This window comes from Pseudomonas sp. PA-1-3F (assembly GCF_021609665.1).
GTDB classification, from domain to species: domain Bacteria; phylum Pseudomonadota; class Gammaproteobacteria; order Pseudomonadales; family Pseudomonadaceae; genus Aquipseudomonas; species Aquipseudomonas paracarnis.
This window is the reverse complement of record NZ_WJZD01000049.1, coordinates 25364-37549: the sequence shown is the minus strand read 5'-3', so window position 1 is coordinate 37549 and position 12186 is coordinate 25364. Positions and strand designations below refer to the sequence as shown.

Sequence of the window (12186 nt, the reverse complement as noted above, 5' to 3'; positions counted from 1 at the left end):
GACCATAGAGCATTGGAACCACCTGATCCCATCCCGAACTCAGCAGTGAAACGATGCATCGCCGATGGTAGTGTGGGGTTTCCCCATGTGAGAGTAGGTCATCGTCAAGATTAAATTCCAAAACCCCTGTCTGCTAACGCAGACAGGGGTTTTGTTTATGTAGAAGCTCATGAATTTCACCGGCACGTTGCCAACGCAACGGTCTGGTACACAGAATTTCTTGACGACCATAGAGCATTGGAACCACCTGATCCCATCCCGAACTCAGCAGTGAAACGATGCATCGCCGATGGTAGTGTGGGGTTTCCCCATGTGAGAGTAGGTCATCGTCAAGATTGAATTCCGAAACCCCTGTCTGCTAACGCAGACAGGGGTTTTGTCGTTTAGGGCGGCCCACCGCAGCAAATCTGCCTTACGGCTACCGCCTGTCGGTTTCCTACGTTAAAAGAAGATGCTTCTCACAAATTCCTAAGATTTGTCGAAGTTTGGCCGAAAGCCTGACGAGCCATGCGTGCACCGAAATAGAGCGACCGCAGAGTCCGCCTATCCCGATACATGGAATGTTCCACTCGGCACGCTCACCCCCCTTTGGCAAAAGAAGTCGATGAAATGAATCTCAAGTTCAGTCATAAAATTCTGTTGGCCGCGTCAGGCGTCGTGGTTTTAGCCTTCGCGTTATTTACCCTCTACAACGACTACCTGCAGCGCAGCACCATCAGGCAAAACCTTACGTCGTCCATCCAGCAATCCGGCGAGCTCACCGCCAGCAGTGTGCAGAACTGGCTCAGTGGTCGCATCCTGGTCCTCGAGAACCTGGCGCAGAACGTTGCCCACCAGGGCAGCGCCGCCGACCTCCCAGGTTTGGTCGATCAGCCAGCATTCACCACCAATTTCCAGTTCACCTATGTAGGTCAAACCAATGGGGTATTCACACAGCGCCCTGACGCGAAGATGCCTGACGACTACGACCCCCGTCAGCGCCCTTGGTACAAGCAAGCAGTAGTGGCGGACAAAACCATGCTTACTCCGCCTTATATGGCGGCTGTGGGCGGTCAGATCGTGACAATTGCCATGCCGGTGAAAAAGAATGGCGAGTTGTTGGGTGTTGTCGGTGGTGACCTGAGCCTGCAGACACTGGTGAAGATCATCAACTCGGTAGACTTCGGTGGTATCGGCCATGCGTTCCTGGTCAGCGGTGATGGCCAGGTCATCGTCAGTCCGGACCAGGACCAAGTGATGAAGAATCTCAAGGACATCTATCCCGGCACCAACGTGCGCATTGAGAAGCTCAATCAGGACGTTGTCCTCAACGGTCAGGATCGCATCCTTTCCTTCACGCCTATCAGCGGCTTGCCTGGCGCTGACTGGTACATCGGCCTTTCGATCGACAAAGAAAAAGCCTATGCCCCGCTGGGCAAATTCCGTACTTCGGCCTTGATTGCGATGTTGATTGCCGTTGTGGCTATTGCGGTGCTCCTGAGCCTGTTGATTCAAGTACTGTTGCGCCCGTTGACCACCATGGGCGTGGCCATGCAGGACATTGCCCAAGGCGAAGGTGATTTGACCCGACGTCTCGACGTGACCAGCAAAGACGAGTTCGGCGAAGTCGGCAGCGCATTCAACCAGTTCGTCGAGCGAATTCACGCGTCGATTTCCGAAGTGTCTTCGGCAACGCGCCAGGTGCACGATTTGTCCCAGCGTGTGATGGCTTCATCCAATGCGTCGATCATCGGTTCTGACGAACAGAGCGCGCGTACCAACAGCGTGGCCGCAGCCATCAACGAGCTAGGGGCCGCCACCCAGGAAATCGCGCGCAACGCTGCTGACGCGTCCCAGCATGCCAGTGGTGCCAGCGAACAAGCTGACGATGGTCGTAAAGTGGTGGAGCAAACCATTCAGGCGATGTCGGAGCTTTCGCAAAAGATCAGCCTGTCCTGCACTCAGATCGAAACCCTTAATGCCAGTACCGATAACATCGGACACATCCTGGATGTGATCAAAGGCATTTCCCAGCAAACCAACTTGCTCGCCCTAAACGCGGCGATCGAAGCGGCCCGTGCTGGCGAAGCAGGGCGTGGTTTTGCCGTCGTGGCGGATGAAGTGCGCAATTTGGCGCACCGTACCCAGGAGTCGGCAGAAGAAATCCACAAGATGATCACTTCGCTGCAAGTGGGTTCGCGCGAAGCCGTGACCACCATGAACGCCAGCCAGGCTTCCAGCGAAGAAAGCGTCGAAGTCGCCAACCAGGCAGGTGAGCGTCTGGTCAGCGTGACGCAACGTATCGTTGAGATCGATGGCATGAACCAATCCGTCGCGGCCGCCACTGAAGAGCAGACCGCCGTGGTTGAAACCCTCAACGTCGATATCAACCAGATCAACTTGCTGAACCAGCAGGGTGTGGCCAACCTCAACGAGACGCTCAAGGACTGCGATGCGCTGTCCCAGCAGGCCAGCCGACTGAAGCAATTGGTCGATAGCTTCAAGATCTGATCCTGACCGCATCGGAGCGAGGCCTCTCGCTCCGATCGCTTGGTCTCACGTCCAGGGTGCTATTCAGAGGAAACTGATAGCGCTCAGATAGTCGCAGCCTTTGCGTAACAGCGCCTGGCTCTTGGGTGGATAGCACATGCCCATTTTTTCCACGCCCCACCGGGCATTGTCGTAACGGATCATCGACGTGTCACCGATGTCCTCGCCCAGTCCGTCCAGGTAAAAGCCCAGCACTCCGAACAACGCGTTATTGCGGCTCACTTTGCGCAGCGCCCGTTGCCAGTGTTCAATGCTTACTCGGTCAAAAGCGTGCCCAGCCTCGCTGAAGGCGTCGAGATACTGGTCCCAACTCAAGGGCAGTGGGTTGTGCAGGTTGAACACGTTTCGCCCAGGGTCAAAGCGCACGCTGTGGTAGGCGATGAAACGCGCCAGGAAGTCCACCGGCATCAGATCGAAATTGACGTCCAGTCGCGGGACCATCCCTAATTGCAGAGACCCCTTGAGCATCAACATCAAGCGGTTTTTCTGTGGCTGGCAAACGCCGTTCTGGCTGTTGAAGCTGATATTTCCCGGCCGATGAATATTGACCCAGGCCCCTTGCTCGACTGCCCGTCCTAATAGCCGCTCGGCTACCCACTTGGAGAGGTTGTAGCCATTTTTCACATAGAGCGGCAGTGCGCGTCGGGCAGGCGCTTCAAGCACGGACCCGTCGACGTCCACGCTGCTGCAGGCTGACAGCGTCGAGATGAAATTGAGGACCTTCTTGCAATGGGTCTCGCAAAGACGCAGGCATTCCAGCACCGGCTCGACGTTGTCCTTGGCGAGTGAGGCGTAATCCATCACATGATTGACCTGCGCGGCGTTATGCACCACCACGCCGTAATGACGGGCGAGGTGCTCGTACACGTCGTCGGCCAAGCCCAGGCGAGGTTTACGAATATCGGCGGCGTATACCTGCACTCGGCTCAGGTCCAGATGTTCCAAGCGGTATTCGCGCAATGCCTGGGCGAACCTTGTCGCTGCCGAATAGCCGGGCAACTCGCGCACCAGGCACGCCACGTCCTGCGCCCCGCCAGCCAGCAGTGCCTGGACAATATGAACCCCGACAAAGCTGTTCGCGCCGGTGACGATGGCTTTGCGCGAGTCTCCCGCAAGGGTCTCGGGCAGCACCTCGACCTCCAGTGCTCGCGTCGCATCTTGTTCCATCTGGTTGGATGGTGTATCCGGCAGTGCACTGCCATCCATGAGTGCGGCCAATGTGCGGATGGTCGGCGTCTCAAAAAAGGGGCTCAGGCAGAAGCTGCGGCCAAACTGCTCGCGCAGGCGTAGCAACAGGGTCGACAACAGGATGGAGTGGCCACCGAGGTTGAAAAAACTCTCATCAATCGAGAGTTCGCCTGCGGGTAATCCCAGCAGCTCACCCCACACGTCACCCAGTTGTGCCTGCAAAGGGTCTTGTATGCGACAGCGATCCATCCCGATGGGTATGGGCATTGGCATGGCCAGCAAGGCCTTGCGATCGATCTTGCCGTTATTCGAACGGGGCATGCATGCCAGTTCGCTCCAAGCGCTGGGCTGCATATGCACGGGCAACCACTGCAGAGCATGTTCCTTCAGGCTTGCCAGCGTAGCGCCAGATTTCGGCTGGGCCGCAAAGCCGATGACTCTGTGTGCCGTATCGATCACCACTGCCACTTGGCGAAACAAGCGACTATCGCGCAAGCACTGTTCAATATCCTGAGGCTGAACTCGAAACCCGCGGATCTTGACTTGCTCATCCCTGCGGCCGCCCAGTTCGATGCCTTCTTGCGTCCATTTTGCCAAGTCGCCGCTGCGATAAGCCTGTAGCACTTGGCCATTTGGCAGTGTCAGCGTCACGAACGGATTGTCGGCCCGCGAGAGTGTATTCGAATAACCCAGGCTTACTCCGGGACCGACAATGTACAAGTCGCCCATTACCTGTTCATCCACGGGCTGCAGGTTCTCGTCGAGAATCAGCACCTGGCTGTTAGCGATGGGGAGGCCGATATTGCGATGGCTGTCACCTCGTTGGAATACCCGATGGGTCGCCAACACAGTGGCCTCGGTCGGCCCATAGAGGTTATGCAACTGGCATTGACCGGCCAGTTGTTCGATCACGCAGGGCTCGCAGAAATCACCTCCGGTCAGTAAATGAGTCATGCCCAATGGCTGATCCAGCGGCAGGATGCTGAGCAGTGCCGGTGGCACAAACCCATGAGTGACGCGTTGCTTGCGAATCAGCTCTACCAGTTGCTGAGGGTCGTGACGTTGGTCTGGGCTGGGCACAATCAACTCGGCGCCGGCGATCAATGCGGGGAAAATATCGATCAGTGAAGAATCGAAGCCCAGTGGCGAGAATTGCAGGACGCGACTGTGTTGATCCAACGCCACGCAACTGACGAGCCAGGCCGTGAAATGCGCCAGGTTGTATTGGCTCAGCAGTACCCCCTTGGGCTGGCCCGTCGTACCCGAGGTGAACAGTGCCACGCACGGCTCGTCGGCACGGGGGTGACGGTGCATCAGCGGTTGCGTCATGTCGGCGCTGTGCGCGGCCACCTGGCTCACATCAAGTGAGACGAAACGCTCTCGCAATGGGTGCTGGCCATTCTCCAGCAGCACACAGGCCTTGAGGCTGGTCAGCATGCAGTGCTGGCGTTGCTCCGGGTGGTCAGGCACCAGCGGCAAATACACGGCGCCACAGCCAAGCACCGCGAGAATGCTGGCGTACAACTCGGCAGATTTCTCCAGGCATACGCCGACCACTTGTGGAGTCTCGGCATCCTCCAGCAAGGGAAGCAGGCGTTGTTGAATAGCCATGGCTTGTTGCTGGAGCTGCCGATAAGTCAGCGCATGACCGGCGATGTTCAGCACTGTTCGATGCGCGAAGGTAGTGAGGCTGGCCTGCAGCCGTTCGATCATGGGCGTTCGGGCCGCGTGCAGTAAGGCAGGGTCCGCCGTGTGGTTGAGCCGGTGCATGAAAGCCAAGGCATCCAACTCTTGCAGGCCCTGTTCAGGCCAGGTGTTAGCAGTGGTCGTTGCCGAGAAATAAGCGGGGTCTCTTGAGAAACCGCAGACCAACAAAGCAGCCCACTCCACCACTGCATTCGTTGCCTGCTGACGCAACCGCTGCCCATTGCCGCTGGGTTCCTGGGCAACGTCGTGCACCGTCAGCAGGCGCCGCTCCCGGTCGTAGCAGCGTAACTGTAATGAGGGCAGCCCGTGTTCGCAGAGCGGGCCGATACCCACGCGCAAGCTTAACCATGGCGCACTGGCGGGCGAGGGCGGCAGCGGCTGACTCCCGTCTTCAATAACCAGATCCACAGACCCCGTTCCTGCCACATGCCCATATTGCTCCAGCTCCTGCCTGAGCGCCGCCAGAGCGTTACCGGTACCACACCACTCGATCTGCAAGCGCCTCATGCCAACCTCCTCGATACGGGCAGGTAGTCGCGCAGGGCTCGTGCCACGCTGGGGGTTTGCAGTACGCCGCTGTGGTGCAGTAGGCCCATGATATTGGCCAGCAGCGGATGTTGGGGGGTGATGGGAAAGTCCAGCGCCTGGATTTCGTCGCGCAGTGCCCGGCGCGTATCGGCACTGATAGCCAAGTGTTCGATCAGTTGCAGATCGAAGTCTTTCTGTAGGTCGTTGGTCAGGTAGTGCGTCAGGAACACGGGCAGGGCTTGAGCAATGTGGTCGCGATCTTCAGAGCTTGCCGATTGCCAGTAGAGGCGCACCAACTGTGTCCAGAACCGCGCATGCCGCCCTTCATCAAACAGATGATCGGCCATCAGGCCGCGGACAGAGGATTTGACGCTGCCATCTTTGGAAAACGCTGCGACGTCATGGGTGACGGTGTTCTCAGCGATGGCGACGCCAATCAGCTCAACGGCATCGTGCAAGTACGTCGGTACCTGTGCCTGGGCTGTGGGCAGCGCGCGGCTCAATTCAATTTGCCCGGGTAGATCGAGCGGTTGGATTCCGGTCATCTCCACGGCTTGCTGCAGGAAATCCAGCGCGACCAGCGCGTGGTAATCCTCGTCGACAACGACCGTCATCGCATCGTAGCGGCAGGCGAGCGGGAAGGGCAGGGAGAAGCGATTTTTAGCGATGCTGCGCGCGGTTTTGTCGACGATCTCGGTTTCGAAAATCACCACGTCATTGATGAATTTATAGAAGCTTTGCACCAGCACGAAGTCGCGCCATTGCGGGCAGTGCTTGAGAAAGGTGGCACTCAACACCAGAGGCTGACGGCACAGGGGGAAGATGAGTTTGTCGTCGTCTTCCAACATCCGCCGGGGGCGTGTGCGGATGGTTGCGCGACGCTCCCAGTCGTCGGCAAAGGATTGGTAATGAGCGGCGTTCACGGACGTACCTCTTGCATCGAGGCCAGTACGTCGTCCCAGAGGGTAATACGACTCTGCACGGCGCCCAGGGCGGCGTTATCGGCCTGTTGCTGACGACTGGGGTCTGCGTCGACCAGGCGCTGTAGCAACTGTTGCGCCGCGGGCTCGTGATCATCGCTGTCTATTTCGATATGGCGGCTGAGGTAGTGACATAGCGTAGGGGCCTGCCGACCTATGAAAGCATGGCTATGCAAAAGCCTTTCGAACATTGACGGAATCACACACTCTCGGCCATGCAGGAACGCCGCCGCCACACAGTGGGTCGGAGCGCTCAGGGCAATTTGTAAGGTGCTGTCGACGAAGCGGACCACGCCCTGGGGCGCATCGATCATCTGCAAGGCTGCGCTTACCTCCACTCCCTGGCTTTGCAGGTCGATAAAGCGAGTGATTGCGACCGTGCTGGCGCCCACTTCCGTCATTGCGTCCAGGTACAGCTCGAAGTGGCTGCAATAGCCCCGCGTCGGGTGCTCGTCCGACTCTTCCGCCAGCACGATTTCATTAATCAGGCGGGCAGCGTGCGGGTCAGTGGAGGGGAGCCAGGGCAACTGCATGCAAGTGAGGTCCTGTTGCAGGCGTTTGGTCAGACTCATGAAATCCCAGACAGCAAATACATGGTGTTTCATGAAGTGTTGTAACTTGCCGAGGCTGGTTATTTCTATAAATAACGGATGATCAAAAAGTTGTCGTTTTTTTTGCGCGAGTGAATGTGGGTACATGGTTGACGCCTATGAGTTGTTGCGAGTGCTCTAAAAGCAGTGTTGAAATATTATAGTTGTGAGTGCGAGAGTAACTTGAGCGCGGCCACGCGCACGGCGAGGCCCTTGCACTAGGCAGACGCAGTGGATGGAAAGGTGTGTGTTGCTGGGAAAAGATAATAAGCTGGTTGAATGTTTGAACCGGTATACAAATGTATTAGATGTTTTTCCCGATATTTATGTGTGTGGTGATTAGCCAGCTATACGTGGGATTTTGCTGTGCGCTGAGTCGGATTTAATTATGATTGGGTTCTTTGTTTTTTCTGATGGAGCAACAATCCCTGATAAGAAAGTTGCTACATCACCTAAGGATCAAGGGCAAAAGCGAAAAAACCTACTGAGTGGGGTTTTTTTCGGCGCTCTCAAGGCCGCTGAGGTAGGTCGCGATCACCTCCATGCCTCGCATCAGGTGGTTACGCAGCGTCAGGATGCTCTCCTCGACCTTCCTCTGCGCTACCAGGCTCAGCAGTTCGCGGTGATCCTCCTGGGAAGTCTCCCCCAGCCCCATCGCCTCAAGGTTGAAGCGCAGGAAGCGCTCCTCCTCATTCAATCCGTGCTCGACCAAAGTGAGCAGCCGCTGGTTGGGCGCCTTGCCGTACAACACCATGTGAAACAGGCGATTGAGCCGACCAATCTCGGTGTAGTCTTTCTCGCTTTCCAGTGCGTTGATACAGGCCTCAGCTTGAGCAAGGTCCGCGTCGGTGAGCAACGGAATCGACAGGCGCAGGGCCTCGGACTCCAGCAACATGCGCAGGGCATAGGTCTCGGCCGAATTGTCCTCGATCAAGGGAGCAACGACGGCACCCTTGTGAGTCACCACATGCAACAAGGATTGCGCCTCCAGCTGGCGCAACGCTTCGCGTACCGGCATGCGACTGACGCCGAACAGGCTGGCCAGTTCTTGCTGGCGCATGGCGGTGCCACAGGGCAATCGCCCATCAAGGATGGCATTACGCAACGTTTCTTCGATAACGGAGCGCGCAAGATGGGCGGGAATAGGCCCGCTGATTTTGATGCTGCTTAATGGGTTCGGCTTCTGCGTCACGGTTGCGCTATCCTCCTTTCTTGAATAATAGTCTGGCTAATTGGATCCAAAGAACACTAAAGATGGGCCAGGTGCTTGTCAAATAGCCAAAGTTTCCGTTTGTAAGTGCTTACACAGCATACTTTGTGTCTCTCACAAGGGCGGTTATAAAAACGCCGCCTCCTGCGATGATTGCACTGTGCCATTGTTTTTTGTAGGGCCAGGCTTCACCATCCCTAGAAATTCCGTCTCTTTCACGGACTGAACATTTTGGCGGTAAGTTTTAATCCCTATCGACTGCTTTGCTGGCTTTTATCAGCAACTTTACTGGCCGGCCTGATGCTCGGCGGGCTGCGTGCCGATTGGGATTTCTCGCAAATCAGCCGCAAGGCTACCGCCGTCTACGGGCCTTTGGGTCAAGGCCAGCAGCGTATCGACGCCTGGCAGCGGTTATTGGTGAGCGAAAAACAGGTCAGCGAGCAGGAGCAGCTCAAGGTCGTCAATTTGTTCTTCAACAAGCAAATGACCTACGTGGAAGACATCGATCTCTGGCACGTTGTGGATTACTGGGAGACGCCCGTCGAGGCACTCTGGAAAGGTGCTGGTGACTGTGAAGACTACGCCATCGCAAAATATTTCAGTTTGCGTCACCTGGGCGTGTCCAGCGACAAGTTGCGCATTACCTACGTCAAGGCCCTGCGGCAGAATCGGGCGCACATGGTCCTGACTTATTATTCGAGCCCCGACGCCGTCCCACTGGTGCTCGACAGCCTGATGGATGAGATCCTGCCGGCTACCCGTCGCACCGACCTGGTCCCGGTGTACTCATTCAACGCCGAGGGGTTGTACTTGCCTGGTGCCAAAGGCAACAAAAAAGTCGGTGATACCAAACGCTTGTCGCGCTGGCAGGATGTGTTGAGAAAAATGCGTGCGGAAGGCTTCCCAGCCGAGCCTGCCAACTAGGAGTAACTGATCGGATGTCTCTGTTCAAACAGCTATTGATCGCAATCTGTCTGTTCCTGGTGGTCGCCTTCAGCGGCAGCTTCATGGTCAGCCTGGAAAGCTCGCGCACCCAATACGTCAACCAATTGCGCTCCCACGCCCAGGATGCCGCGACGGCATTGGCGCTGTCGCTCACCCCGAATATCGATGACCCAGCCATGGTGGAGCTGTTGGTCAGCTCGATCTTCGACAGCGGTTACTATGCCAGCATCCGCGTCGTGGACCTGGCCACCGACAAAACCATCGTCGAGCGTAGCGGTATTCCCGACAACAACGGCGTGCCCAACTGGTTCGTCAAGCTGATCGGACTGGAGCCGGCGGGCGGTGATGCCCTGGTCAGCCGTGGCTGGGAACAGGCCGCACGGGTAGAAGTGGTCAGCCATCCGATGTTCGCCCTGGCCAAGCTCTGGCAAAGCGCCCTGGGTAGCCTGGGCTGGTTGCTCTTGTGCGGTGCGGTCAGCGTGGTGCTCGGTGGGCTGCTGCTGCGCCGGCAATTGAAGCCGTTGGACTATATGGTCAAACAGTCCCACGCCATTGCCCGCCGTGAGTTCCTCAGCCTGCCTGACTTGCCCCGCACGCCTGAACTGCGGCGGGTGGTGCAGGCCATGAACCAGATGGTGGAAAAGCTCAAGGCGCTGTTCCAGGAGCAGGCCGAGCGTAGCGAAAAACTGCGCACCGAATCCTATCAGGACAACCTCACCGGCCTCGCCAACCGCCGTTATTTCGAGATGCAGCTCAACGCCCGCGTCAGTAACCCGGAAGAGACCAACTCCGGCTACCTTCTGCTGCTGCGGGTCAAGGACCTGGCCGGCCTCAACCAGCGCCTGGGTGGCCAGCGCACCGACCAGTTACTGCAAGCGGTTGGCGAACAACTACTGCGCCAGTGCGCGCCGTACCCGGAAACCCATAACCTCGTCACCCGTATTCGTGGCGGTGAGTTCGCCGTGCTGGCGCCGGGGTTGATGCGTGAAGAAGCGATGCAGCTGGCGCAAAACCTGGAAAGCACTTTGCTCAGCCTGCAAGCGACCGGCGCCAGTGACGTTACGCCGGTCGCCTATATCGGCCTGGCGCCGTTCAGCCATGGCGACGCGCCCCAAGCCCTGCTGACCCTGGCCGATCAGGCCCTGGCCCAGGCCCAAGCGCAGGGCGACACCAGTTGGGTGTGCCTGGACCGCAGCGCCGCCGCCAGCGTGGGAGACGATCACCATGCCTGGCACACCTTGTTGGACCAGGCCCTGACCCAGCAGCGCTTCCAGCTGTACTTCCAGCCGGTTGTCGCCAGCCAGGACCCGCAATTGGTCTTGCATTACAAAGTACTGTCGCGCTTGCAGGACGAAGACGGCCACACCATACCGGCCGGGCGCTTCCTGCCGTGGCTTGAGCGCTTTGGTTGGTCAGCCCGCCTGGACCGCCTGATGCTGGAGCAGGTGCTCAAGCAGATGGCCAGCCACACCGAGAACCTGGCGCTGAATCTTTCGGCCGCGACCTTGCAAGATACCCAGGCCCTGAACCGCGTTTATGACCTGCTACGCCAGCACAGCAACCTGGGCCCGCGCCTCACCCTGGAGATTGGTGAGGAGCAACTGCCTGAGCAGCCCGTGCTGGAACAGATGACCCAGCGCCTGCGCGAACTGGGCTTCTCCCTCAGCCTGCAACGTTTCGGTGGGCGGTTCAGCATGATCGGCAACCTGGCGCGCCTGGGCTTGGCGTACCTGAAGATCGACGGCAGCTACATTCGCGCCATCGACCAGGAAAGCGACAAGCGCCTGTTTATCGAGGCCATCCAGCGAGCGGCCCATAGCATCGACCTGCCGTTGATTGCCGAACGTGTAGAGACCGAGGGCGAACTGAAGGTGATTCGTGAGATGGGGATTTTCGGCGTGCAGGGCCAACTGTTTGGCGAGCCCGCGCCCTGGAAATAATTCACCTGTAGGAGCGAGCTTGCTCGCGAAGATCGCCAACAATAACGCGCAAAACCTGATGCCCCGTGGCGATTTCAGTTTTTCGCGAGCAAGCTCGCTCCTACAGGGGTAGGAGCGGTTGGATTAAATCAATCCTTTCTCGTCATCATCGATCAACTGGCTCAACCCACCCAACGCTTCCCTCGCCTGGTTACGGTCCATCAACTTGGCCTGGGCTGCCGGCGGCAGGTCGGTCACGCTGATCACCCCCTTGCGGGTCAGCACCTGGATCAAGTCATCCAGCACCCGGATCATCTCAAAGTCGCTCTGCTTGAGCTGGGCCAGGCTGGTTTCCACCACTTCGTTGGCGTACCAGGCCTGTATCTCATGGTGATCGGCCGGCAGGGTTTCAGTGGATTCGGTAAAGGCAGCGGCCTCTACGCGAACCAGCGCGCCCTGTGCATCACGTTGCACGTAAAACATAACAACCCCTCGAAAATGCGCCACAGGCGTTCAACAGCATAGGTCAACGCTGCGTGTATGGGCGTGAGTATGCGATGCGCCGTCCGCCAGGGCCAGCGACCCGTAGG

The 12186-nt window shown here is 57.9% G+C and carries 8 protein-coding genes and 2 rRNA genes; 5 read left to right on the top strand and 5 right to left on the bottom strand.

Annotated features, from left to right (window positions below; translation table 11 throughout):
* The 3 genes from rrf (GIV26_RS25080) to GIV26_RS25070 all read left to right on the top strand — a co-directional run.
* Positions 1-110, top strand: a 5S ribosomal RNA gene (gene rrf, locus GIV26_RS25080); the annotation flags it as partial.
* Between the two features lie 109 nt (positions 111-219).
* Positions 220-335, top strand: a 5S ribosomal RNA gene (gene rrf, locus GIV26_RS25075).
* Between the two features lie 274 nt (positions 336-609).
* The gene (locus tag GIV26_RS25070; RefSeq protein ID WP_034125396.1) at positions 610-2490 is read left to right on the top strand and encodes a methyl-accepting chemotaxis protein; all 1881 of its coding nucleotides are present in this window, start codon (positions 610-612) and stop codon (positions 2488-2490) included.
* A 63-nt stretch (positions 2491-2553) separates the two neighbouring features.
* On the opposite strand, the gene GIV26_RS25065 is transcribed toward GIV26_RS25070, so the two are convergent.
* The 4 genes from GIV26_RS25065 to GIV26_RS25050 form a co-directional block, all read right to left on the bottom strand.
* On the bottom strand, positions 2554-5931 hold the full coding sequence (locus tag GIV26_RS25065) for an amino acid adenylation domain-containing protein (RefSeq protein WP_236282630.1): 3378 nt from the start codon (positions 5929-5931) through the stop codon (positions 2554-2556).
* A complete protein-coding gene (locus GIV26_RS25060; protein WP_236282628.1) occupies positions 5928-6875 on the bottom strand; it encodes a diiron oxygenase in 948 nt (315 codons plus the stop codon). Before GIV26_RS25060 ends, GIV26_RS25065 begins: the two co-directional genes overlap by 4 nt.
* Positions 6872-7630, bottom strand: a complete 759-nt coding sequence (locus GIV26_RS25055) for a DUF3050 domain-containing protein (RefSeq protein WP_198863363.1) — start codon at positions 7628-7630, stop codon at positions 6872-6874. The genes GIV26_RS25060 and GIV26_RS25055 overlap by 4 nt, the downstream gene beginning before the upstream one ends.
* 373 nt (positions 7631-8003) lie before the next feature.
* A complete protein-coding gene (locus GIV26_RS25050; RefSeq protein WP_096143747.1) occupies positions 8004-8714 on the bottom strand; it encodes a GntR family transcriptional regulator in 711 nt (236 codons plus the stop codon).
* A gap of 318 nt (positions 8715-9032) precedes the next feature.
* Here GIV26_RS25050 and lapG point away from each other — a divergent pair, with 318 nt between their 5' ends.
* A complete protein-coding gene (gene lapG, locus GIV26_RS25045) occupies positions 9033-9656 on the top strand; it encodes a cysteine protease LapG (protein ID WP_371264164.1) in 624 nt (207 codons plus the stop codon).
* Positions 9657-9670: 14 nt separating this feature from the next.
* On the top strand, positions 9671-11617 hold the full coding sequence (gene lapD, locus GIV26_RS25040; RefSeq protein WP_054922570.1) for a cyclic di-GMP receptor LapD: 1947 nt from the start codon (positions 9671-9673) through the stop codon (positions 11615-11617).
* Positions 11618-11740: 123 nt separating this feature from the next.
* On the opposite strand, the gene GIV26_RS25035 is transcribed toward lapD, so the two are convergent.
* Positions 11741-12079, bottom strand: a complete 339-nt coding sequence (locus tag GIV26_RS25035) for a hypothetical protein (protein ID WP_054896857.1) — start codon at positions 12077-12079, stop codon at positions 11741-11743.
* Between the last annotated feature and the right edge of the window lie 107 nt (positions 12080-12186).